Below are 24,648 nucleotides of genomic sequence, written 5' to 3'. Positions count from 1 at the left end.
TGGTAAGCGATGCTCACAAACTATGGAGGGAACACACTTATGGCAAAGAAACGTATTTCCCGCGGTAAATTCGACAAGTTGCAGAAGTTGTCCAATGATCAAGGGGTTATTGCAGCTTTGGCGATTGACCAACGGGGTTCGATGAAGCGTATTATGCAGGCGGCTGCCAAGAAATACGGCAAGGAATATTCTTTGGACATGGTTTATGAATACAAGGAACTCGTCGCCCAAGAGTTGACGGAGTACACCTCCGCCATTTTGATTGATGAAGAGCTGGGTTTCAAGGGAATGAAATCTAAGTCTAAGGATAGTGGTTTGATTCTTTCTTACGAGAAGACAGGCTACGATGCTGATACTGTAGGTCGTTTCCCAGAACTCTTACCAGATGAATCATTAGACCGGATTCTGGAAAAGGGCGGCGACGCGGCTAAAGTCTTGATCTATTACAATCCCAATGACAAAGACGAAATCAATAAGGTGAAGCACGCTTTCTTGGAACGCCTGGGTAATGAAGCTTTAGCCGCAGACATTCCCGTGTTTGTTGAAATTGTCACGTATGATGATAATGTACCGGATGGCAAGAGCCCAGAGTTTGCCAAGGAGAAACCGCAATTGGTATTGGATTCGATGAAGGAATTCTCGAAGGACAAATATCACATTGACGTGCTCAAGGCAGAGATTCCGGTTAACTGGAATTACGTGGCTGGTTACACCAAGGATGGTGTGGACGCTGTTTACAGCCAAGATGAAGTAAAACAAATCTTCAAAGACATGAATGAATTGGTGGATCGGCCGTTCATTTACTTGTCTGCGGGTGTGCCTGCCGAAACATTCCGGGAAGAATTAACTTTTGCTGGTGAATCTGGCAATGCCTATAGCGGTATTTTAGGTGGCCGGGCAACGTGGTTAGACGGTGTAGAAGTTTATGCCAAGGATGGTCGCGAAGCGCTGATTCAGTGGCTTGATACGCAAGGCAAGGAAAATGTTGAGGAATTGAATGACATTTTAGCGAAGTATGCGAAGCCTTGGTATGCCATTTATGGTGGTTTGGACAACATTGAGGTCTTTGATAAGGACGTAATGACTGACTAATTTTTGGTATCACGGAAGTTCCGCTTTGGCGGAGCTTCTTTTTTTAGTGATTTCCATAGATACACAAAACCGTCCCTTGCGATTGTATGCAAGAGACGGTTTCTTCGAATCCTGGTGGGCGTTTGGTTCAGCGCCAGACCGATTGGGGTGAGTCAGTGTCGGTCAGTTACGCAACTGAACCAAGTGATAATCATTTTGCTTTGGTTTCACGATGGCTTGTTTAAATCCTTCCGTTTGCGCCACGATGTAAAGTGGACGCTGCCGGGAAGCAGTAAACATGCGGCCAACATAGGTGCCCAGTATTCCTAACGACAGGAGGATCAAGGCGCCCACGAACCCAGTCATGGCAATCAACCAAGTCGTACCAGTCATGGTGCCCAAAAATAAGTTCGTCAATACGGCTAAGACACTGATTATACCGAGCAGACCGGCCCCCCAGTAGCCAATGACCAAGGGCAGTTTAGAAAAGCTCGTGATGCCGTTCATTGCCAGTCCCAACATTTTGCGCAGGGGATACTTGGAAGAACCAGCATACCGTTCTTGGCGATCATAGAGCACCCCCGTCTGCTTGAAGCCGACCCAGCTGACCATTCCGCGAACGAAAGGGTCGGGTTCGTCCATTTGTGCCAATATGTCGACGACTTTGCGATCCATAAGGCGGAAATCACCAGTGTCCACAGGAATATCGACGTTCGTCATGCTGCGCAGTAATCGATAGAAAGCTGCTGCGGTAGCGGTTTTAAACCACGTCTCACCATCGCGATGCCGTCGTTTGCCATACACCACGGCGAATCCTTCCTGCCACTTGGCGATCATACTGGGAATCACGCTAGGGGGATCTTGCAAGTCTGCGTCCATTACGACTACCGCATCACCGGACGCATAACGCACCCCAGCAGTGATAGCCAATTGATGGCCAAAGTTGCGAGAAAATTCGACGATCCGAATTTGCGGAAACTTTTGCATGGCGGCATGCAAGATTTCAATTGTATGATCGCGACTGCCATCATCGACAAAAATCAGTTCATAGCGCTCCTTTCGGGCAACCACGAAGCGTTCTAACACATCGATGGTTTCTTGAATACCCGCTTCTTCATTAAATACCGGTAAAACAATGGAAATGAGGGGATTGATTGAATGTATGTTAGCCATAATGATGACTCCTTTCTAGTGGGATTATTTGACATCGCTGGGACTCAGTTGGTACAGCGTACCGCTGTCTCCCATGCCACCTGGCATACCGCCGCCAAAGCTTCTCTGATTGGTAGTTTTTGTGCTGCCAGAAGAATACTTGCTGCTGGAGACTTTTTTACCGACTTTTTCGATCCAAGTGGTAATGGTTGAGTTACCTGCACGGCCAGAGCTGTAGTAATACTTGATTTCACCTTTCTTCACTAACGCTTTGAATTGCTTCAAAGTTAATGTTGGGTCGGTGCCGTTGAATCCACCGATGGCCATAACCGCTTTGCCCGATTTAATGATATAGGGGGCAGCGGTGGAGGCATTAGAGGTGGCAAAAAGGTATTTCGCAGAACCTTGATGTTTTTCCAAGTATTTCAGCATGCCAGAATTGACACTGCCACTGCCGATTCCGCCACTGGCATTACCGCCTTGAGAAAGTAAATCTGGACCGGCGGTGGGGATACCCGCGGACTCTGCAGCTAATGTTGGGGTGAGTGACCAAAAGCCTGGAGCCGCCAGAATGGTGATCAAGGTTGCACCTACCATGGTTTTACGGAAGCGGCGCAGTCGAGTGGCCAGTAACCCTGCGATGACGACGAGGCCCGCGATGATTAAGAGCCACGGCGCAATGGTGTAGTACAGCGTCAGATACCAAGCTTGCAACGCCACGGTAGCAGCAATTGCTAGCGGAAGTAAGTAGGTAGTCCATTTTTTCCAAGAACCGCTAAACTGTTTAAACATGGTGTAAAGACCAATCCCGCCCAAAGCGGCAATGGGAGGTGCCAGCATGATTGTGTAATACGGATGGAAGAACGATGCGATGGAGAAGAAGCCACCGACGGGAACTAGCCATGCGAGCCAGTAGCCGAGATGCTTCTGCTGCAAGGTCAATTGCCACCATTTGCGTTTGCGATCAAAGTAGTAGGCAAAGGCACTGACAAAGCCAATCAGCGCTGTGGGTAATAGCCAGCTGATTTGCGGTCCTAGTTCAGTCTGGAATATTCGGAATACACCGACAGTACCAATGTTGAACGCACCGCCACCGCCGCCCGTGCGGCCACGGCGATTACTACCGCCAAAACCACCCTTGCGGTTACCTGTGGGCGGCGTGCCACCGGGGAAGCCGCCCTCGGCTGTTTGACCAGTAGTGGTACCATTGGCGGTTACCGTTGTACTACCTTTTGTCGTAGTTTTATTGGTGGCTGTGCCATTAGCGGCTTGGCCCGGCGGGTTCTGACCCTTGGCTCCTGTAGGCGGGTTCCCGCCTTTTGGGGTACCAGATGGCGGATTACCGCCGCCGGGCATTTGTCCTTGGGTAGTCGTTGTCTTACCGGTACTCTTTTTGGTGGTGGTCCCAGACTTCGTTGTTCCCATACTGCCGGGCATGCCCTCTTGTTGACTATTTGTCTTACCGGTCATACCAGCCCCGAATGCACCACCAGTGCCGGTGGATTGACCGAGTAGCCGTTCAGTGCCGTTATAACCAAAAGCAAGTTCCATCACCGAGTTGGTTTGCGAACTACCGATATATGGCCGATCGGCAGCATTGGTGGAATCTACTTGCAAGGGCCAAGCCAGAGTGAAGACGGCACAAGCAACAGCCGCACCGCCTAAAGTCAGTAAACGCTTGGGCCAAGTGGCAGAACTGGCTAGCCAATAGAAAAGAATGAGTGCCGGCAGAATCATAAATGCCTGCAGCATCTTGATGTTGAACGCCACACCAATCAATGCAAAGCTGACAATGACAAGCCAAGGTTTCTTCTTGGCAATCGCAATAAAGAGACAATCAGTCGCTAATAAGAGGAAATACACCAATGTGGCATCCATATTATTGGTTCGTGAATCGGCGACCACAATTGGTGTTAATGTCATGATCAAGGCAGCTAAGCGGCCTGCCCAGGCACCAAACGGACGTTTGACCATTGCGTAAAGGAGATATACGGAGCCAATGCCAAAGAGGATCGACGGTAAAACCACGGACCAGCCGTGGACCCCGAATATTTTGGCCGAAATCGCCATGAACCATAATGCGACTGGCGGCTTATCGACAGTAATAAAGCCGGCCGGATCGAACGCGCCGTACCAAAAATTGTGCCAGCTCTTGGTCATGCTGACGATGGCAGCGGTGTAATAATCATTGGCATTCCCGGCTTGCCAAATGTTCCAGCCATAAAGGAATGCGGCCAGAATTAGAATGGCAATTAACCATATATCCATGGACCAGCGCTTTTTTACAGGTGGTTCAGTGACAGTCGGTTTAGTTTTTGCTTGCATTGATGCGGACTCCTTTCTGTGTAAACACCCAATATTTGCTTAATACGAAGTTGGCCGGCACCGTGATCATCAGACTGAACAATGGTGCTATCGCGGATGGCAAATGCCAGGCGTCCACCCAGAGACTAGTGAGGACGAGGCTGAGACAAAATGTTGAACCATATGTGGCATAATATTTAAAAGTGAGCCAGGACAATTCTCCTCCGGCACGTTTAAAGACCCAGGACTTGTTGAGCCAAAGGCCCATTAAAGACGTGAGGCCGTATCCCACTGCCATTGCCAGAGTGGGAGAAATTTGTTGGTATAATAACAAATAAATGACGTAAGTTAACACAGTATTCAGTGCACCCACTAATCCAAACTGGATGAACTGAGTGAGCAATCGTTTCACAATTGCCACCTCCTTTGCTTTAGGGACCACATTAAGGGGTGGAGCATAAATTCAGCTTAAAAACATACAGAAAATGTTTAAGGTGCCATAAAGGTTGAACCGGTATACTCGATATTAATAGGAAAGAAGGAAGATACCTCATGACCACCAAGCCGTTGGTATTAGTCGTGGAAGACGACCGTGTTTTGAATGACAGCATCCGTGAATTTTTGGCACCGCTGGCCGATTCCCAGGGTGTGCTGACTGGCGATGAGGGAGAGTATTTAGCGGCAGAAGGTATTTTTGATGCCATTATTTTGGATATCATGCTGCCTGAAATGGATGGTTTTACGATCTTACACAAGATTCGGGAGAAAGGAATTACTACGCCCGTGCTGATTCTGACGGCTAAGGACGGTCTCAGTGACAAGATGCGCGGGTTCACGTTAGGTACGGACGATTATTTAACTAAGCCGTTTCACCGGGAAGAACTGATGGCCCGAATCAAAGTGCTGCTTAAAAGAGCTGGAAAAATTGCCGATGATCACATGTTGACGGATGGCTCGCTGAAGATTCAGCTGGACAATCGTTCGGTGACGGTGAACGAGACTGCTGTGCCACTTTCGGGTAAAGAATTTGATTTGTTAGTTTACCTGTTGCAAAACCAAGGAACGATTCTTACGAAAGAGCAAATCTTTGATCGCCTCTGGGGATTTGATTCCGATACGGGATTAGCCGTGGTTGAAGTCTATATGAGTAATTTACGAAAGAAGTTACGGGGAACGGCCACGGCGGCAGCCATTCGGACCATTCGCAACGTGGGGTATATTTTTGAACAAGGAGATAATGATGAGGCCAAATGAAGGGATTCGGCGACAGCAGCGACGGTTATTTTGGGGCGAAGTGCTTAGCTTTGCGGTGCTGTTTTTCACACTTGGCGCAGTGGTCTTTTTTCTGTATCAAAATTCTGTTTATCGAAGGGTCGACAATGCCTTGATTCGCCAAGAGAAGCTGCTGCAAAGCAGCCCTGGCACACCGCCTGGGCCATTGACACCCAATCGGCGGCCCAGTGGTCAAAATGGTGCACCGTTTCGGACTAATTTGGTGGTCTTCGATGCGAGTGGAGAAATTGTCAATGCCACCGATTTAGGGGATCGCTATTATGCCTATTTTCAAAATTTACACTTGGACAAAGGTTCTGTCGGTAAAGAACAAACCCTCACGACTAGCGGAGGCGTTTTTCGCACATTATTGGTGAAAGTCTCCAAAGACACGTTGAATCCGTTGTATGCGGGTAACTATGTGCTGATTTTGCAAAATGTGGATGCGCAGCTTGATGGGATTAACAGTTTTCTGCGCGTGTTAGTCGTCACTATGATCATTTTCTGGTTACTGGCTTTATTGTTTGCCTCATTCCTCAGTCGCCGCTCCATGCGGCCAATTATTCGCTCCTGGCAGCGGCAGCAGGATTTCGTGGCGGATGCTGCGCATGAATTACGGGCACCGTTGGCGGTGATTCAAAGTCAACAAGAGCATCTGTTAACGAAACCGCGCGACACGGTGATGGCGCAAAGTGAAGCAATTGCCACCACACTGGCTGAGGCGACGCGGTTAGAACATTTGACTAATGACTTGTTAACGATGGCGAAGGCCGACAGCAATGCTTTGACTACTGATTTGCAGGCCCACAATATCAAGGCCTGGGCGGCCAGTGTGTTAACCCCTTATCCGGAGATCGCCAGTGCGCAGCAACGGGCTTTTGACAGCACTCTCAATGCCGCTGGAGAAGCCATCTTTGACGCAGATCAGTTGCATCAATTACTGGTCATTTTGTTGGACAATGGGTTCAAATACACGAGTGCCGGCGATTCTATTTGGGTCGTGCTTGACCGAGAGAAGAATACTTGGACAATTAAAGTCGGTAATTCTGGCCCCAGCATTCCGGACGCCGATAAGGCGCGTATCTTTGACCGATTTTACCGGGTGGATCCATCCCGTAATCGAGATACAGGGGGGAGTGGTCTGGGATTGGCGATAGCCCATTGGATTGTCCAGAATCATCAGGGTAAAATGACTGTCAGTGATATCCATCCCCAGGGGGTACAATTCACAGTCGTCTTACCGTTGCGGCCCAAGAAATAGGCTTGGGACTGTGGTATGCTGGAGTTTGAATAGCGTCGATTGACTGAATACTTTATTAGGACAGGCGACGCATTAATTGCGATATGAAAGTGGTCGACGAAAAATGGCGTATGAACAGCGTTTTATGAAGATTGCTGCCGCGCAGGCAGAACTTAACAATGAACTACATGAAGGTGGCCCATTTGGCTGTGTGATTGTCAAAGATGGTAAGATCGTGGGAAAGGGTCACAACCAAGTGCTCTTCCAGCATGATCCCACTGCTCATGGCGAAATTGTGACGATTCGCCAGGCTTGCGAAACCTTGGATACCTATGACCTCACAGGCTGTGAATTGTACACATCGGCTTATCCTTGCCCAATGTGTCTCGGGGCGATTATGTGGGCCAATATCAAAACGGTATATTATGGTAACGCTCCTGCTGACGCCACAAAAATTGGGTTCCGCGATGATTTTATGTATGATTTTATTAAAGGCGGACAAAGGGATAGTGCTGTCCTTAATTTGGAGCAACATGATCGGGACATTACCCAACCATCCTTCGTCCGGTTTGCCCAGGATGCCAATGCTCAGTTATATTGATGAAAGGAGACGCAAGTATGTCACCATCTGCTGAAATTTTGCAATTTATTATGACCCATCGGGATGATATTGTCCGGGAGCCGCGTAAGTACGTTAACATGCTGACTTTTGCATTTGATCAACAACTTTTCCCATACGCTGATTATCCCGATTATTTTGTCCCGATGCGGCTGCATGTCTACCGATTGCCGCGAGAATTTGTCAAAAAGCAAAAGAAAATGTTGGATGCGTTATACCAAGAAACCTTGAGTCCCACTGAGCGAGGGTATCAAGATGTTTGGATGACCACTTCTTGGTTGAAGGATCAACACTTGTTAATGGTGGAGTTGTCCTACGAATGAAATCAGTGTTCATGCAGTTTCGCGCTCGACTGGTGGAATGTATCATCATGACGTTGGTTTTTGCGGTGTGCTGGCAACTGTTTCGGTGGCCGGCTTTTCACTATGCGTTCTACATTAGTTTGTTTCTCTGTATTTTCTTACTGATCATTATGGCCGGCACGTTTTGGTTTGCCTACCGACGGTGAAAATAGGCCTTGACTTTTTCCGTAGATTTTGTAGAATAATAAACGTGCCATTTTTATTGCCCGTTGGTCAAATGGTTAAGACGTCGCCCTCTCAAGGCGGAGTTGCGAGTTCGATTCTCGTACGGGCTATCAGTAAATCATAAGGGGTTGAAGCCAATCGGTTTCAACCCCTTATCTGATTTTTCAATAGGAGGAACAACATGGTACAAGATGACCAGATTCATTATCTCAATGCCCAACAATTAGCAATCACCCAACCGGTGACGTTCCAAGCACCCACTCCAGAGGCGATTAAACGCTTGATGGTGGGTGACGAAGTGCAATTGGGTTTTGTTGATCCTGAGATTCAAGGGGAAATGTTACCGGTGACCATCACGGCGATCAATGTGGATGATTTACAAGGCAAGATTTTGACCGCACCGGTCCGTTTGCCCTATTTGCATGTCGATCAAGTGGTGACCTTCGAATGGGTAAATATTCTGAAGGTTTTGCGCAGTGCACAAGCTTAATACGATAACAGCAGCTGGTTCACGAGGGCCAGCTTTTTTGTGGACAAAAATAGCCGTGACGTCTTTGCGCAACGGCAACCGCCCGAAATGCGCCTGGTTTGAAAATCAGTGCGGTTCAGTGACAATTTGAGAAATAAAAAAGGCTGTCACATCAACGTTTTGAACGTCCATGACAGCCGGTGACACCCGATTATTGGGTAACTAGGACTCGAACCTAGACATTACGGATTCAGAGTCCGTTGCCTTACCAATTTGGCTATTACCCAGTGCTTAACAACGAGTAATAGTATATAAATTTTTGGGTGGGGTTGTCAAGACGGTCGGGCAAAAAAATTTGTGGCGGCTTGAAATATGTTAAAATGCAGTATCAAGAGGTTCGAAGAGAAGGGTGACCCAAATATGACCAAACAATTGCTGTTCCTGGTCCGTCATGGCCAAACAGAATTGAATGTGGCAGACAAACTGCAAGGCTGGATTGATTCGCCGTTAACTGCGGAGGGGATGAAATCAGCCCGGCAGTTGAGCCATATGCTGCGTAAAGTGGACTTTGCCGCAGCATATGCCAGCGACTTAGAACGTCAGCAAGTCACCGCCCGCCTGATTTTGCAAAAACATCCGGAAACGACACTGCATGTGAACACAGGTTTACGGGAGATGTACTTCGGGGCGCTGGAAGGACAACCGATGCGTCGAGTGTTTATCGAAATTGTGCGGCGCTATGGTTTGCGGACCGCGCGCAATTTGTATGCGGGTGACGGTAATATCATGGCAATGACGAATTCCTTTGCTGCACTAGATTCAACCGATCAAGCGGAGGATTATCGGACGTTGCAGCAGCGAATGACGACTACAATGCAGCACATCTGTGACCAAAACGAAGACGGTAATATTTTGATCGTCTCTTCTGGTTTATCGTTGAGTAACTATCTGTATGGATTGGATCGCTCAGTGATCAATGGCCACTTGCTGGACAATACCAGCGTGAGCCTAGTCGATGTGGAAGATGGTGTACCGACAGTATTGGCGGTGAATCTGACCAGTACCCGTGATTTAACAAACATATTGAAGGAAACCAATACGATTACGGATTGATTTTTCCTGTGAAGAGGCTATAAAAATGACACATTGTCATATGACAGTGTGTCATTTTTATTCGATAATGTGATAATGGAGGAGGAAAGCGGCCGTGCCCACCCAAACGTTTTTTAATTTACCTGAGATGAAGCGTCAACGGTTAATCGAAGCGGGCTTTTCTGTTTTTTCTCGGGCCAGTCTGGAAGACGCCTCCGTGAGTGAAATTGTCCGGTTGGCGAAAATTTCTCGAGGCAGTTTTTATCAGTATTTTGCTGATAAAAGAGACCTTTATTTTTACCTACTGACGCAGATGCGAGAACAATGGGTGGCCAATTCGACGGGTACCTTGCGGCGTCATCAGGGCGACCTATTTGCGACAGTGCGGGAGCTGGCACAAGCTGGCTTTCGTGATGTCAGTCGCGGCAAACACCGGGCGTTTTATCGCACGCTCTTCCTCAATTTCAGTTATCGCGGTACTGCCCAAGTCAATAAAGAATGGGCTAGGGCCTACAAGGCTGAGGGCCACCCGCGCACGCAATGGGCAGAAATGGTGGATGTGTCACGCCTGAATGTGTCCAATGATACCCAGCTGCGGACACTACTTTACATGCTTTTTGGTGTTTTCGCTCAAAACGTCGCGAACTACTTTAACGAGACGGCCGGTAAAAATGATGAACTGGTGGCTGAACAGTATCGCCAAAACATGCTGCTGATGTTTGATTGGCTGCAGTTCGGTGTTGAAAAAGAAACGCAGGAGGAAAGTTAATGATCAAGTTAATGAAATCCAGGATGTCCATTTGGGCCATCTTGGGCGCAATCCTGTTCATGACGGGACAAGTGGTGGCCAATTTATTCTTGCCTAACTTGACGGCAGACATCGTGAACAAGGGTATTGCCAACGGTGATGTGAATTATATCTGGCAAACTGGTATGCGCATGTTACTGGTGACCCTGGTGGCCGTTTTGTCGGCTACGGGGAACGTCTTTTTGGCGTCCCGGGCGTCGCAACAATTAGGTCAAAAACTGCGCAGCGATTTGTATCATAAAGTGCTGTACTACTCCAACGATCAGTTCGATCAGATTGGGACGAGTTCATTAATTACGCGGACGACCAACGATGTCGTACAGATTCAAAACGTCACCATGATGATGCTGCGGATGATGATCATGGCACCAATCACATTGGTCGGGGCTAGTTTTTTGGCCTATTCTAAAGATGCCTATCTGACCCGTATTTTCTTAGTCGTTATCCCAGTATTGGTCATCGTGATGGGCGGAACAATGTTTTTTGCTGTACCGTTGTTCAAAAAAATGCAGACGAAAACCGACCGGTTAAACCTGATTTTTCGAGAAGGTCTTACTGGGGTCCGGGTCATTCGGGCGTTTCGGCGGGATGCGTTTGAGCAAAACCGGTTCGATGTCGCCAACAAGGACTATACCCAGAATGCCCGGCGCGTTTTCTCCATCATAGCGGTCCTCTTCCCATTGGTGACACTGATTATGTCCGGGACTAACATCGGCATTGTGTGGTTTGGAGCCCAACGGATTGCGTCCCAGTCTATGGAAACTGGTAATATGATTGCCTTCATTACATACGCGATGCAAATTCTGATGAGTTTCATGATGCTCGCCATGGTGTTCTTCTTTGTTCCCCGGGCCCAAGCGTCCGCGACACGGATCAATCAGGTATTGGATGCCAAGACAACATTGACTTCGCCAACCCAAACCAAAGAGCAAAAATCAGCGACAGCGTCTTTGGATTTTAACAATGTCCAATTCCGTTATGCCCAAGCTGAGAATCCAGCATTAACCGGTGTCGACTTCCATGCCGCCACTGGCCAGACGGTAGCGATCATCGGGGGTACTGGTTCCGGTAAGACCACCTTGGTGAATCTTATCTCCCGCTTCTATGATGTGGAAAAGGGGGATGTCGATGTGAACGGCACGGATGTGCGTTCTTGGGATCTATCGGATCTCCACCGGCACGTCGCTTTCGTACCGCAAAAATCAGTTCTATTCCGCGGCACCATTCGTTCAAATATGCTGTATGGTAATGAACAGGCCACCGATGAACAGATTTGGCACGCTTTGGATATTGCCCAAGCCACAGAATTTGTGAAAGGCTTATCCGCCGGTCTGGACGCCGTTGTTGAACAGGGCGGGAATAACTTCTCCGGTGGTCAAAAGCAGCGTTTGGCAATTGCCCGGGCACTGGTAAAGCCAGCCAGCATTTACGTATTCGACGATTCTTTCTCTGCTTTGGACTTCAAAACGGACGCAAATTTACGGGCTGCTTTGCATCATGATACTCAAATGCAGCAAAGCGTCGTGGTCATCGTTGGGCAGCGGGTATCCACTGTGGCCGATGCGGACACGATTATTGTATTAGATAGCGGTAAGATGGTTGGTCGCGGCACCCACCAAGAATTATTGGCGAATAATAAGACGTACCAAGAAATTGTCTCGTCGCAAATTCGAAAGGGGGAGACACACCATGAGTGATAATAAAACGAGTCGCCGACCGGTAAATGCGGGTCCGCGGGGGCCAATGCGCGGAATGGGTGTCAAGGTCAAGCCAAAGAATTTCTGGGGCACGACTCGGCGCTTAATGGGTTATATGAAACCCCACGCCATTGCCTTTTCAGCGGTAATTATTTTGGCGGTGGTATCCCAAATTTTCCAAGTGCGGACGCCCAAAATCTTAGGGGAAGCCACAACTGAAATCTTCAAAGGGGTCATGAAAGGGACCGCTGAACAAAAAGCGGGAATCACAGTGAATCAATTCCCGATTGACTTCGGTAAGATTCAACAAATTATTATGACGGTGGTGCTTCTTTACCTGGCAGCAGCCCTATTCAGCTTTCTGCAGCAGTTTATCATGACCCAGGTATCCCAGGACACGGTTTATCGGTTAAGGCGCGATCTAAAGGATAAGATGGCCCGGGTGCCAGTCCAATATTATGATACACATCCCAATGGGGACATCATGTCTCGGGCTATCAACGATATGGATAATATTGCCGGCACTTTGCAGCAAAATATTACCCAGGCCATTACCAGTACCGTCATGTTTATCGGGACGTTATGGATGATGGCTTCCATCAGCTGGTTACTAACGGGGATTGCCGTTTTAACCATTCCGTTGAGTCTGATTGTTGTTGGTATTGTGGCCCCCCGGTCACAGAAGTTCTTCGCGGCTCAACAAAAGTCTTTGGGTTTATTGAATGATCAAATTGAAGAAAATTATAGTGGTCATATCGTTAACAAGTCCTTCAACCACGAAGATAAGAGTATTACCCAGTTTGAAGTCGAAAACAAGAAATTGTACGACTCTTCTTGGAAAGCTCAAATGATTTCGGGGATCATCATGCCCTTAATGACTTTCGTGAATAACTTGGGTTACGTCTTTGTCGCCATTTTCGGGGGCGTGCGGGTAGCGAACGGGCAGGTCAGCTTAGGGGATGTGCAAGCCTTCTTGCAGTATACCCAACAATTCTCCCAACCGATTTCACAACTTGCCAACCTCGCTAATACCATTCAAGCAACAATTGCGTCAGCAGAGCGGATTTTTGAAGTGCTCGATGAACCAGAAATGACTGAAACGCACTCGAATGTCGCACCGATTCCCGATGACAAACGCAAAATTGCCTTGGAACATGTTCAATTTGGCTATGTCGGAAAGCCGCAGTTGATGAGCGATTTCAATTTGGATGTATATACGGGTCAAATGGTCGCCATCGTAGGGCCCACCGGTGCAGGGAAAACGACGATCATCAACTTGTTGGAGCGCTTCTATGATATCAGCGGCGGTTCGATCCGCTTGGCGGGTACTGATACTCGGGATATCAAACGGTCAGATTTACGGGCGCACTTTGCCATGGTGCTTCAGGATACCTGGTTATTTACGGGTTCAATCATGGATAATTTGCGCTATGGGCGAGAAAATGCCACGGATGACGAAATTTATGCAGCGGCCACAGCGGCCCATGCGGACGGTTTTATTCGTCAGTTACCCAATGGCTATGCCACTGTTTTGAATGAGGAAGCTTCAAATATTTCGCAGGGACAACGGCAGCTGTTGACGATTGCCCGGGCATTTGTGGCTGACCCGGACATTCTAATTTTGGATGAAGCGACCAGTTCGGTGGATACGCGGACAGAATTGCATATTCAACACGCGATGGAACGGCTGCTTAAGGGTCGGACCAGCTTCGTGGTAGCCCACCGGCTGTCGACCATTCAAGACGCTGACAACATCATCGTGATGAACCACGGTGATGTCGTGGAAACTGGGACCCATCAGAGCCTGTTAGCAGAAAATGGTTTCTATGCGGATTTGTATAACAGTCAATTCTCTGGTAATTTGGCCATGGCCCAACCAGACTAAATTACATTTATGACAACACTGAGTCGCTAGTTCACCTTGATTACGGTAATTCTGCAGTCATGGTGAGTCGGCGGCTCAATTTTTGTCCTTAGAAAACATCAAGAAGAATGAGATTCAAGCCGGCATGCTTGAATTTTAACGCTGGTTCGCTCACAATTAACACAGACTACGAATCGAGAAGGGATTGGGATCGATGTCCGGTTATAATATTGCCGATGAAACACGAATCGGCTTCGTGGCCTTGAAGGTCAAAGATCTGCAAGCAATGTTGGATTTCTATTCACAGATTGCAGGTTTGGCATTGTTAAAACGTTCAGAAGAGGCCGCGTACCTGGGCGCTCGGCAGAATCAAGAAGTATTGGTGACATTGCACAAAATTGCGGGTGAAAAGCCCAAGGAAGCTACAGCAGGATTGGAACACTTTGCCATTCTGCTGCCGGATCGCAATACGTTGGGTTCTGCTTTGCAGCACATGGTCGATAATGGTATTGCCATTGACGGCGTGTATGAAAATGCCTATTCGCAAACGTTTATCATTCATGATCCAGAGGGCAACGGTGTGGAATTTGCTTATGATAAATCGGCGGCAGAGTGGCGTAATATTAATGCTGTCGACTGGCACAGCGAACGCACCGTGAAGATTCCTTTAGACAATGTGTTGAACCACCAGGATGGTAAATACTCAGAGGCACCCGCGGGGGTCAATATTGGCCATGTCCAGTTGCGCGTAAACAATTTGAAAGAAACGGCAAATTTTTACGAAAAGGGACTTGGTTTCTCAATCAATGACGATGCTGATCCCAAGCAGCTGTTTCTGGCCGCTGGCGATTATCATCATCATATTGGCGTGAATTTGGCCGATAGCGGGCAGCTGGCTAGGCCAGCGTTCAATAATTATGGGCTCGACTTTGTCAATTTGGTATTACCAAACGAAAGTGCCATGGACTTATTGCAAACCAATTTGGCTGCGCAAGGATTTTCGGACTTTGATTATAACGCCCAGTTTCATTATCTCCAGGTGACAGATCCCAATGGTATTAACCTCTGGTTTTCACTGGCATGAGACAGAGTCAGGCATTGATTAATCGCTTAACAACGGCTCGGATTGTGCCCGGTTGTGCCTATGCGTATATCGGCCCAGCGACAGTGTCTAGCCAGATTAATGGATATTCCGCGCTGTGGCCGATACCAGCGCCCCTTGCGCCCACGGCTCAGTTTGATTTAGCATCACTGACCAAAGTAGTGGGGACGCTGACAGTGTTTTTGCAGGCAGTGGACCAGGGATTACTCACACCGGATAGTGCGTTGGCAGACTTTTTACCGACCATGACGGATCATCGAGTGACCTTCCGCCATCTCTTGACCCATACTTCCGGTATTGCAGGCTACATTCCCCACCGCAACGAATTGCCTGCACCGGCGTTAAAGGAGGCGCTGCTGCGGTTGCCGGTTACTGAAGCTTTTGCAGGGTGGCCAATATATAGCGACACGAATTTATTGTTGACTGGTTTTGTGTTGGAAAAATTGTATGGCGCAGCGATTCATGATTTAATTACCGATCGCGTATTGGGTCCCCTTGGTTTGGCAGGTGCAACATTTCAACCTGACCAAGCTGTCCCTACTTTGTACGATGTGTCGACGAAAACCAACTTCGCAGGGGTTGTGCATGATCCTAAGAGCCGTATTCTAGGCCCCCACAGCGGCTCTGCAGGTCTTTTCAGTGATCTGGCGACCCTCATACGCTTTGGTCAGTGGTATTTAGGTCAGTGGGCGCCAGTGGCAGCGCCGGTCACTCAGACGAGGTTACAGACGTTGTGGCACGATTGGGCGCCGCGTCATGGTCATCGATCTCTGGGCTGGGATTTAAAGACAACGCCACATGGTACGCCGGTCCTGTTTCACACTGGGTTCACAGGGACGTTTATGGCGTTAGACCGCCAGCATCAGCAGGGCTTGATTGTGCTCACTAATCGAATCTATCCCAACGGTCACAATGACCGCTTCTTGATTAACCGCGAACGGATCGTGAATACGTGGTTGGCGGAATGTGATCGGACTTAAAAAACGACTCTACCAATACGCAATCCGTATGGTAGAGTCGTTTTTGTCCATATCGAGGTTATTCATTCACCAATTGCTGGCTCACATAATTCTGATCGGCTAATGCTTTACGCAATTCCAACATGGCAGTATAAGTGGCCAACACATAGATGCGATCGTTGGGGATTTGCTTGATCAAAGGGATGACATCCACTACATTCTCGGCAGTTTGCATCCGTTCAGCGGGTACACCGGCCACTTGCAGGCGCAGTGAAATGTCTTTGTACCGATGGCCACCGGTGATAATCGCGGGAATCTTTGGGTAATCCAAGTCTTCAAAGCGACCATCCCAAATCCAACTGGTATCAATACCATCAGCATAATTTGAATTGAGCAATACCGCGAGCGAATATGATTGAGGATCATTGCCAATCATGGTCAAGACTTGATTCAAACCCACCGGATTTTTAACAAGGATTATCGTCACTGTTTTACCGCCCATGGTAATCACTTCTTGCCGGCCAAAGACAGTTTCGTCACCCGCTAAGGCATTGACGATCGCTGGACCAGCGATACCGAATTCACGAGCGACGGTATAGGCCGCCAAAGTGTTATAGATGTTATACATGCCGCCAATGTGAATCGTGGCCGAATGTCCATCCAGATCGAATTGAGATTCCGTTGGTAACAATGTGTCCACTTTGTTCACGGTGTATTTGAGAGCGGGACGGTGAAATCCGCAATTCGGGCAAAAGTAATTACCTAGATTTGCGTAGGTATTGAAGTGATAGTGAAGAATGTGATCGCATACTGGACATAAAACACCATCTGTATTGACGTCTGCCCGGATGTCACCTTGATCGGGCAAGTTGAAACCGTAATACACCTTTGGATTTGGCAATTTTTTTGAATTAAAGATTGGGGCGTCACCATTGGCCACGATGGTGGCGTCTGGACACCGGCGAATACCAGCCAAGATTTTTTCGTACGTGGTATATATTTCACCGTACCGGTCCATTTGATCCCGGAAAATATTGGTGAGGACAAACATCTTGGGATGCAACTGAATAGCCACCCGCTCCACATTAGCTTCATCAACTTCTAAAACGGCCAATCCTTTTTGTCCCCGAGCTGGTTGCGGCTTTGCTAAGAAGGCTGCGACAATACCTTGGGTCATGTTTGAGCCGGTAGGGTTGGTCAAGATATTTTGGTAGCCTTGACCAAGCGCCTTCACCGTCAATGCGGTGGTTAATGTCTTGCCATTGGTTCCGGTAATAATAATGGTGTCATACCGTTTGCCAAGAGCACTTAAGGCATTGGGCGCCATACGTTCTACCAGCTGACCTGGAAAGGAACTGCCGCCATTGCGAAAGGTATGTAAAAACCAGTACACACTTTTTCCTGCTGTAATTGCCAATTGCTCCCGAATACTCATCCGTCGACACCCATCCTTTGTGAACTGATTTCTTGATAAATTTTAGCATAGATGAAGGTGGAAGCACAGCGAGAGGGCGGAGCCGGCCGGTTAGGGGCGTAGGCAGAAGGCAGGGCAGGCAGAAAACCCGGTTTTAGATTTTTTGCCTGCCCTGCCTTCTGCCCTAGCCCCTGGTCGGCTCCGCCCGTTTATGTGAGACCGCCTTGAACCGTATACGCCTGGGCCATCCCAGGGACAGACAAATGCAGTGACCAATAAAACTTTAGGGTTTGCGCCCGTTCTTAACTCGTTGTAAACGGGCAAAGCCGAGCAGAAGCTATGAGATAAGGTAGGGGCGGTGTAAAACTTAAGTGCGAGTTTTTCACCNACGGGCAAAGCCGAGCAGAAGCTATGAGATAAGGTAGGGGCGGTGTAAAACTTAAGTGCGAGTTTTTCACCGCCCCTGCCTTATCTCTACGCTTCTGACCGCTCGGCTTTGCCCTCTGCTTCACTCTCTCTTTTTTTTCCGCTATACTAATTAAGATCTTGACGAAAGTGGGGGTGGCTGTTTTGGCCCAATTGTTTTTCCGTTACGGCGCAATGAACAGTGGTAAGTCCATCGAAATTTTGAAGGTGGCCCATAATTATGAAGAACAGAATAAACCGGTAGTTTTAATGACCAGTCATTTGGATACCCGTAGTGGAGAAGGTGTGATTGCCAGCCGGATCGGTTTGCACCGACCGGCATTGCCGATTTTAGATGATACAAATATTTTTGCAGTGGCTGATGCGCAACCAGTTAAGCCCGCTTGTGTGCTCATTGATGAGGCTCAGTTTCTAAAAAGAGATCAAATTCTGCAGGCCTGCCGGGTCGTGGATGATTTAGGCATTCCGGTAATGGCGTTTGGGTTAAAAAACGACTTTCGCAATGAATTATTTGAAGGGTCTAAGTATTTACTCCTGTTTGCGGATAAAATTGAAGAGATGAAGACGATTTGTTGGTTCTGCAACCACAAAGCCACAATGAATCTGCGCGTACACGATGGACAGCCAGTGTATGAAGGAGAACAAATCATGATTGGCGGCAACGAGTCTTATTACCCAGTGTGCCGCCATCACTACCTTCACCCGCCGCTGAATAAATTAGAAGGAAGCGATGACGTAAATGGATAAGATTATTGCTCAGCTGGAGGGCGTTTTGGCCCGCTATGATGAGCTTCAAGAAATGATGGCCGATCCAGATGTAATTTCGGATACGAAACGCTATATGGCCGTCAGCAAAGAAGAGGGCAGCATGCGGGATGTGGTGCAAAAATATAAGCACTACAAAACAGTGATGCACGACATCGAGGAAAGCGAAGAGGTCTTGGCAGATTCTAAGGATTCTGATTTGGAAGAACTCGCTAAGGAAGATCTGGCCAATTTGCGGTCCGAAAAAGACACATTAGAGCATGAGATCCTCGTCCTGATGCTGCCTGCCGATCCTAATGACGATAAGAATATCATCATGGAAATTCGCGGTGCTGCCGGTGGCGACGAAGCCAGTTTGTTTGCGGCCGATCTTTTGGGTATGTATGAAAAGTATGCGGAACGCCAAGGTTGGAGCTTCGAAATCGTTGATGAGAATAAAACCGACGTGGGCGGCTATAAAGAAGTTGCGGTAATGATTACTGGCGATCGAGTCTATTCCAAATTGAAGTATGAGAATGGCGCTCACCGCGTTCAGCGGGTACCGGTGACCGAATCTGCTGGTCGGGTCCATACATCCACGGCGACGGTGGCGGTCATGCCAGAATATGACGAAATTGATTTCCAACTGGATCCCAAGGATATCCGCGTGGATGTTTATCGGTCGTCTGGTGCCGGTGGTCAGCATATCAACAAGACTTCCTCGGCCGTGCGGATGACCCATTTGCCCACGGGTATTGTGGTGGCCATGCAGGATCAACGCTCACAGCAACAAAACCGGGAAAAAGCAATGCAAATTTTGCGTTCGCGGGTTTACGACTTTTACGAAACCCAAAATCAGGATAAGTACGATGAAAACCGAAAGAATAAGGTTGGTACCGGTGACCGTTCTGAACGGATTCGAACTTATAATTATCCGCAAAACCGAGTGACCGATCACCGCATTGGTCTGACCCTCAATAAATTGGATCGGATTATGAATGGTGACTTGGACGAAATTATTGATGCACTGATCGTCCACGACCAGGCTCAAAAACTGGAGAACCTGCAAAATGCCGGAGTCCAGTAAACACTCAGTCACTTATGCCCAGTGGGTGGATCAAATCGGGACACAGTTGGCAGCTGCCGGATTAGACGATGGCGGTGCTGAATACGTGGTGTTAGCTAGAAATAATTGGCGGCACACCGATTTTGTCATCCACGGCCGCAATTTAATTCCAGTCCCTTTGCGACAGCAACTGGCGAGTGACGCGCAGCGGTTGTTAGCTGCTGAGCCAGCGCAATATGTGGTGGGGCAAGCGTGGTTTTATGGCCGTCCTTTCCAAGTCGGCCCAGGCGTATTGATTCCACGGCCAGAAACGGAAGAACTCGTGGCGTGGCTGTTGGATTCATTACCGGCGCAACAACCTTTGCAGGTATTGGATATGGGCACCGGTTCAGGTGCGATTGCCGTGACGGTGGCCAGCGAACGACCGGATTGGCAGGTTACAGCGACAGATATTTCACCTCGGGCGTTGGCAGTGGCAGAAAAGAATGCCGCTATCCTGGCACCGCACAGTATCCACTTTTTATCAGGGGACATGTTTCAGCCAGTGAGCGACAAGCAATATGATGTCGTGATCAGCAATCCGCCGTATGTGGCCTGGTCTGAACTCGGCGTGATGGATCAGTCAGTCAAAAAATTTGAACCCAGCATTGCGTTGTTTGCGCCCCACGATGGATTGGCTTTTTATGAACAATTCATTCGGGAAGTGCCTGCCCATTTAACAGCTGCTGGCCGGATTTTTCTGGAGTACGGCTATCAACAAGCCCCCGCGTTAAAAACGATATTAGCTGCACCAGACTGGCAGGCCAACTTTCGACGCGACATGGCCGGCCATCCCCGCATGGTCCAAGCCATTTGGCAAACACAAAAAAGTTCAACAATGAGCAAAAAAGAAGGAAATAGATAGTGAATACGTTACGATTAAAACCAGAAGAAGTCGATCAAGCAGCCCAATTCATTAAAGCAGGGAAATTGGTGGCTTTTCCAACAGAAACAGTTTACGGCCTTGGCGCCGATGCCACGAATGAGGAAGCGGTGAAGCAGGTGTATGCGGCCAAGGGCCGGCCCAGCGATAATCCACTTATTGTCACCGTCTCTGGCCCCGATCAAGTGGCCCAGTATGCGGCAGGCATTACGCCAAAAGTTCAGGCACTGTTTGATAATTTCTGGCCGGGACCGTTAACCATCATTTTGCCCATCAAACCCAATGCATTGCCCAGTGCCGTGACAGGGGGCTTACGCACAGCCGCTTTCCGCAATCCAGCGGATAAACTGACCCGAGAGATCATTAGCCGCGCGGGGGTACCCATTGTCGGTCCAAGTGCGAATACATCCGGTAAACCCAGTCCGACCACTGCGGACCATGTCCTCCACGACATGGATGGCAAGATTGCAGCTGTACTGGATGATGGTCAGACCAAGGTCGGGGTAGAATCTACGATTGTGGACATGTCCGTGGTGCCGCCGGTTATTTTACGGCCAGGGGCAATTTCTGCCCATGATCTTGAACCGATTATTGGGAAAGTGTTGAATGACAGCCATAAGGTCAAGGCCAACGAAATTCCTAAGGCACCGGGAATGAAGTATAAACATTATGCGCCCAACGCCCAAGTGATTATTGTGCGGGACCCGGCAGATTTTGCCAAAGCGATTGCCTGGGCAGAGGAAAAGGCACCTGTGGGCTTATTGGCCACTGATGCCGTGTTGGAGAAGCAAAATACGGTGCGGTTTAAATCCCAGTACTCATTGGGAAATGATGTCGAGTCTGCCACTCACCGCCTGTTTGCCGGACTGCGTTATTTTGACCTAAACCCCGAAATCAAAATCATCTTGGCCCAGGGTTTTACCCCGGACGGTCTGGGCTTAGCCTACATGAATCGGTTGGAAAAAGCCGCGGGGTTGCAATATTTCGATTAGCTGGTTTGGAATGAATCAATTTTGAGAGGATGAGCGCCATGACAACCCCAACATATGAAAATGAAGATCATGAATTGTGGGCAGCAGTGCACCAGGAAGAAGATCGTCAACAGCATAATGTCGAGTTGATTGCTTCTGAAAACATCGTTTCCACTGGTGTGCGTGCCGCGCAAGGGTCAGTACTCACTAATAAATACGCGGAAGGTTATCCTGGTCACCGTTTTTATGGCGGTTGCGAGTACATCGATATTGTGGAAAACCTCGCCATTGACCGGGCCAAAAAATTGTTTGGTGCGGAATATGCCAATGTTCAACCGCACTCTGGTTCTCAGGCAAATGAAGCTGCTTACCGTGCCTTTTTGAAACCCGGGGACAAGGTCTTGGGGATGGATTTGTCGGCTGGTGGGCACTTGACGCATGGTTCACCCGTTAACTTTTCAGGTGAGACTTATGCGTTCCATAGTTATGGTGTGGATCCAAAAACGGAACGAATTGATTACGATGCAATCCGGTCATTAGCGGAAGAAATTCGGCCGCGGATGATCGTCGCGGGCGCATCGGCTTATTCGCGCACAATTGATTTCTCTAAATTTCGCGCCATTGCGGATTCTGTGGGAGCTTATTTAATGGTGGACATGGCGCATATTGCCGGACTCGTTGCGGCTGGCTTGCATCCTAGTCCAGTACCTTATGCTGACGTGGTGACCACGACGACCCATAAGACATTACGGGGACCCAGGGGCGGGCTGATTTTAGCTAAGGCAGACTATGGTCGGGCCATCAATTCGGCTGTTTTTCCTGGTACCCAGGGTGGTCCTTTAGAACATGTCATTGCCGCCAAGGCAGTTGCGTTGAATGAAGCTTTGCAGCCAGAGTTCAAGACGTATATCCAACAGGTGCTCAAAAACACTGCCGTCATGGCCGATTATTTTGCTGAACAGCCTGATTTACGGGTCGTTTCCGGCGGTACGGATAATCACCTCTTCATGGTGGATGTGACAGGCGTTGGTATGAGCGGTCGCGATGTGCAAGACTTATGCGATAGTATTGCTATTACACTTAATAAAAATACGATTCCTGGCGAGAAACTCGGACCGTTTAAGACCAGTGGTGTGCGAATTGGTGCAGCGGCGGTCACTAGCCGTGGCTTTGACGAGAAAGATTGTCATGAAGTCGCGGAAATTATCGTGCACGCTTTGCACCACCATGATGATCCTGCAGTATTGGCCACGCTTCGTCAGCAGGTGTACGAATTAACCGATCGCCGCCCAATTACCCGGTAAGCGGGTCTTTTGCTGCGCAAAGCATGGTAGAATAGAAGAAAATGCAAAGGAAGGTATCGCACATTGGGAAAATTTACAGTGTTGAATCATCCGCTGATCCAACATAAGCTCACCATCATTCGGGACAAACACACGGGTACGAAGGAATTTCGTGAAGTCGCTAACGAAATTGCTGAGTTAATGGTCTATGAAATTACCCGGGATTTGCCTTTGGAGGATGTTGAAATCGAAACGCCGATGGGTAAAACCATCCAGAAACAATTGGCCGGCAAAAAATTAGCAGTCATTCCGATCTTACGGGCTGGTCTGGGCATGGTGGACGGTGTCTTGGAATTGGTACCAGCCGCCAAGGTCGGGCATATTGGGATGTATCGGGATGAAAAGACGTTGAAGCCCCATGAATACTTCGTCAAGATGCCGGAAGATATTGATCAACGGGAGCTGTTTATCGTTGATCCAATGCTGGCCACGGGTGGTTCTGCAAACATGGCCATTGCGGCTTTAAAGAAGCGTGGTGCGACTCACATGCGCCTGGTGGTATTAGTTGCCGCGCCTGAAGGGGTCAAAACGGTCCAGGCTGAAAATCCCGACGTGGACATCTATGCGGCCGCATTGGATGATCATTTGAACGACAATGGCTATATTGTGCCAGGCTTGGGTGACGCGGGTGATCGGTTATTCGGTACCAAGTAGTCGCATGTGTGCGAGGACTGCGATGAATTGTTGATTAGTGCGCGCATTTTTTTGGACAATCCCTTGTAATTGTCCATTTCGCAACCGTTTTCCGCACTTCTTTCACTTTGTCTTTTAGACTTAGTGGTGTTATCATTCCAAGTGTGTTCGGGAGAGAGTGCACGTTTCTTGCACGACTCTACCCACCATTTTCAGAAAGGAGGTCACAACGTGAACGAGAAGTATCCGATCGTGGAATTTATGGGGATTCGCTTCAACTTGGCCAATGATTTATCCGGTATTGTTGCCGCTGTCTTAGTTTTTGCATTGGTATTTTGGCTGTCCCGTAAACCCCAGTTTCGCCCCACAAAGAAGCAAAATATTTTAGAATGGTTGATCGACTTCACCGATGGTATCGTGCATAGTGCGATCCCAGGTGAAGCTGCTCAGCCTTTTCGTTTATTTGCCTTTGTGTTGTTCTTGTTCATTTGGATGTCCAATCAACTGGGTTTGGCGATTGAAGTCAATGTTGGCGGCACGACTTGGATCAAGTCGCCCACAAGCGATCCAATGGTGACCATGTCTTTGGCCTTCATGGCCTTAGTCTTGACCCATTACTTCTCTGTACGCAAGTTTGGTTTTGGCGGGTATTTGCATAATTACCTGCGACCAATGGCCCTTTTGTTGCCAATTAACTTGTTGGAGGAGTTCACGAACTTCTTGACGCTGGCTCTCCGGCTCTATGGTAATATTTTTGCCGGTGAAATTTTGTTGACTTTACTGGGCTCCGTTATGAAGAGTTTCGGTATTGTGAGTATTGTGCTGGCGGCTCCCTTGGAGCTGATTTGGCAAGGATTCTCCGTATTCATCGGATCCATTCAGGCCTATGTTTTTGTGACACTGGCTATGGTGTACATGTCACGGAAATTGGAAACAGAATAAACATAATCTAG

The 24,648-nt window shown here is 48.4% G+C and carries 24 protein-coding genes and 2 tRNA genes; 21 read left to right on the top strand and 5 right to left on the bottom strand.

The window, feature by feature from the left end; translation table 11 throughout:
* Positions 1-39 precede the first annotated feature (39 nt).
* Positions 40-1,092, top strand: coding sequence for a tagatose 1,6-diphosphate aldolase (locus FD09_RS03520; RefSeq protein WP_057818384.1), 1,053 nt, complete (start codon positions 40-42; stop codon positions 1,090-1,092).
* Positions 1,093-1,254: 162 nt separating this feature from the next.
* Here the strand turns inward: FD09_RS03520 and FD09_RS03515 are convergent, their stop codons facing one another.
* From FD09_RS03515 to FD09_RS03505, 3 genes are read right to left on the bottom strand one after another with little or no spacing between them, the layout of a single operon-like run.
* A complete protein-coding gene (locus FD09_RS03515; protein ID WP_057818382.1) occupies positions 1,255-2,244 on the bottom strand; it encodes a glycosyltransferase family 2 protein in 990 nt (329 codons plus the stop codon).
* Between the two features lie 24 nt (positions 2,245-2,268).
* Complete coding sequence (locus FD09_RS03510) at positions 2,269-4,548, bottom strand: ArnT family glycosyltransferase (RefSeq protein ID WP_057818380.1); 2,280 nt, start codon at positions 4,546-4,548, stop codon at positions 2,269-2,271.
* A complete protein-coding gene (locus tag FD09_RS03505; protein WP_057818378.1) occupies positions 4,532-4,939 on the bottom strand; it encodes a GtrA family protein in 408 nt (135 codons plus the stop codon). Before FD09_RS03505 ends, FD09_RS03510 begins: the two co-directional genes overlap by 17 nt.
* Positions 4,940-5,079: 140 nt before the next feature.
* Here FD09_RS03505 and FD09_RS03500 point away from each other — a divergent pair, with 140 nt between their 5' ends.
* From FD09_RS03500 to FD09_RS03470, 7 genes are all read left to right on the top strand, one after another.
* Complete coding sequence (locus tag FD09_RS03500) at positions 5,080-5,781, top strand: response regulator transcription factor (protein ID WP_057818376.1); 702 nt, start codon at positions 5,080-5,082, stop codon at positions 5,779-5,781.
* Entirely contained in the window at positions 5,765-7,060 is a 1,296-nt protein-coding gene (locus FD09_RS03495; RefSeq protein ID WP_235812200.1) for a sensor histidine kinase, read from the top strand. Before FD09_RS03500 ends, FD09_RS03495 begins: the two co-directional genes overlap by 17 nt.
* A gap of 103 nt (positions 7,061-7,163) precedes the next feature.
* Positions 7,164-7,640 carry a nucleoside deaminase gene (locus FD09_RS03490; protein WP_057818372.1) on the top strand — a complete coding sequence of 159 codons (477 nt, stop codon included), beginning with the start codon at positions 7,164-7,166 and terminating at the stop codon, positions 7,638-7,640.
* A 17-nt stretch (positions 7,641-7,657) separates the two neighbouring features.
* Positions 7,658-7,981 (top strand): hypothetical protein, encoded by a 324-nt coding sequence (locus FD09_RS03485; RefSeq protein ID WP_057818370.1) that lies wholly within the window; start codon positions 7,658-7,660, stop codon positions 7,979-7,981.
* The gene (locus FD09_RS03480) at positions 7,978-8,166 is read left to right on the top strand and encodes a hypothetical protein (protein ID WP_057818368.1); all 189 of its coding nucleotides are present in this window, start codon (positions 7,978-7,980) and stop codon (positions 8,164-8,166) included. Before FD09_RS03485 ends, FD09_RS03480 begins: the two co-directional genes overlap by 4 nt.
* Before the next feature lie 58 nt (positions 8,167-8,224).
* Positions 8,225-8,295 (top strand) — tRNA-Glu (locus FD09_RS03475).
* Positions 8,296-8,366: 71 nt separating this feature from the next.
* Positions 8,367-8,675 carry a hypothetical protein gene (locus tag FD09_RS03470; protein ID WP_057818366.1) on the top strand — a complete coding sequence of 103 codons (309 nt, stop codon included), beginning with the start codon at positions 8,367-8,369 and terminating at the stop codon, positions 8,673-8,675.
* A 193-nt stretch (positions 8,676-8,868) separates the two neighbouring features.
* Here FD09_RS03470 and FD09_RS03465 read toward each other — a convergent pair.
* Positions 8,869-8,941 (bottom strand) — tRNA-Gln (locus tag FD09_RS03465).
* A 133-nt stretch (positions 8,942-9,074) separates the two neighbouring features.
* On the opposite strand from FD09_RS03465, the gene FD09_RS03460 reads away from it, so the two are divergent.
* The 6 genes from FD09_RS03460 (at position 9,075) to FD09_RS03435 (ending at position 16,197) form a co-directional block, all read left to right on the top strand.
* A complete protein-coding gene (locus FD09_RS03460) occupies positions 9,075-9,767 on the top strand; it encodes a histidine phosphatase family protein (RefSeq protein WP_057818364.1) in 693 nt (230 codons plus the stop codon).
* Between the two features lie 94 nt (positions 9,768-9,861).
* Positions 9,862-10,515, top strand: a complete 654-nt coding sequence (locus FD09_RS03455) for a TetR/AcrR family transcriptional regulator (protein WP_057818362.1) — start codon at positions 9,862-9,864, stop codon at positions 10,513-10,515.
* Entirely contained in the window at positions 10,515-12,251 is a 1,737-nt protein-coding gene (locus tag FD09_RS03450) for an ABC transporter ATP-binding protein (RefSeq protein ID WP_057818360.1), read from the top strand. Before FD09_RS03455 ends, FD09_RS03450 begins: the two co-directional genes overlap by 1 nt.
* Positions 12,244-14,136: an ABC transporter ATP-binding protein gene (locus FD09_RS03445; RefSeq protein WP_057818358.1), complete on the top strand. Its 1,893-nt coding sequence runs from the start codon at positions 12,244-12,246 to the stop codon at positions 14,134-14,136. Before FD09_RS03450 ends, FD09_RS03445 begins: the two co-directional genes overlap by 8 nt.
* A gap of 193 nt (positions 14,137-14,329) precedes the next feature.
* Positions 14,330-15,199, top strand: coding sequence for a VOC family protein (locus tag FD09_RS03440; RefSeq protein ID WP_057818356.1), 870 nt, complete (start codon positions 14,330-14,332; stop codon positions 15,197-15,199).
* Positions 15,196-16,197, top strand: coding sequence for a serine hydrolase domain-containing protein (locus tag FD09_RS03435; protein WP_057818354.1), 1,002 nt, complete (start codon positions 15,196-15,198; stop codon positions 16,195-16,197). The genes FD09_RS03440 and FD09_RS03435 overlap by 4 nt, the downstream gene beginning before the upstream one ends.
* A 58-nt stretch (positions 16,198-16,255) precedes the next feature.
* On the opposite strand, the gene FD09_RS03430 is transcribed toward FD09_RS03435, so the two are convergent.
* Positions 16,256-17,611 (bottom strand): Mur ligase family protein, encoded by a 1,356-nt coding sequence (locus tag FD09_RS03430; RefSeq protein WP_057818352.1) that lies wholly within the window; start codon positions 17,609-17,611, stop codon positions 16,256-16,258.
* Between the two features lie 549 nt (positions 17,612-18,160).
* On the opposite strand from FD09_RS03430, the gene FD09_RS03425 reads away from it, so the two are divergent.
* The 7 genes from FD09_RS03425 to atpB all read left to right on the top strand — a co-directional run bounded on the left by FD09_RS03425 (position 18,161) and on the right by atpB (position 24,637).
* Positions 18,161-18,763, top strand: a complete 603-nt coding sequence (locus tag FD09_RS03425; RefSeq protein WP_057818350.1) for a thymidine kinase — start codon at positions 18,161-18,163, stop codon at positions 18,761-18,763.
* Positions 18,756-19,847 carry a peptide chain release factor 1 gene (prfA, locus tag FD09_RS03420; RefSeq protein ID WP_057818348.1) on the top strand — a complete coding sequence of 364 codons (1,092 nt, stop codon included), beginning with the start codon at positions 18,756-18,758 and terminating at the stop codon, positions 19,845-19,847. The genes FD09_RS03425 and prfA overlap by 8 nt, the downstream gene beginning before the upstream one ends.
* Complete coding sequence (prmC, locus tag FD09_RS03415) at positions 19,831-20,730, top strand: peptide chain release factor N(5)-glutamine methyltransferase (protein WP_057818346.1); 900 nt, start codon at positions 19,831-19,833, stop codon at positions 20,728-20,730. Before prfA ends, prmC begins: the two co-directional genes overlap by 17 nt.
* Entirely contained in the window at positions 20,730-21,740 is a 1,011-nt protein-coding gene (locus tag FD09_RS03410; protein ID WP_057818344.1) for an L-threonylcarbamoyladenylate synthase, read from the top strand. Before prmC ends, FD09_RS03410 begins: the two co-directional genes overlap by 1 nt.
* A 38-nt stretch (positions 21,741-21,778) precedes the next feature.
* A complete protein-coding gene (gene glyA, locus FD09_RS03405; RefSeq protein ID WP_057818342.1) occupies positions 21,779-23,023 on the top strand; it encodes a serine hydroxymethyltransferase in 1,245 nt (414 codons plus the stop codon).
* A gap of 63 nt (positions 23,024-23,086) precedes the next feature.
* Positions 23,087-23,716, top strand: a complete 630-nt coding sequence (upp, locus tag FD09_RS03400) for a uracil phosphoribosyltransferase (protein ID WP_057818340.1) — start codon at positions 23,087-23,089, stop codon at positions 23,714-23,716.
* Between the two features lie 210 nt (positions 23,717-23,926).
* Positions 23,927-24,637 carry a F0F1 ATP synthase subunit A gene (gene atpB, locus FD09_RS03395; RefSeq protein WP_057818338.1) on the top strand — a complete coding sequence of 237 codons (711 nt, stop codon included), beginning with the start codon at positions 23,927-23,929 and terminating at the stop codon, positions 24,635-24,637.
* Positions 24,638-24,648: the final 11 nt, after the last annotated feature.

It is taken from the genome of Schleiferilactobacillus perolens DSM 12744, from assembly GCF_001435585.1.
GTDB classification, from domain to species: Bacteria; Bacillota; Bacilli; order Lactobacillales; family Lactobacillaceae; genus Schleiferilactobacillus; species Schleiferilactobacillus perolens.
Note: the sequence above shows the minus strand (reverse complement) of the source record. Positions and strands in the feature narration are given on the sequence as shown.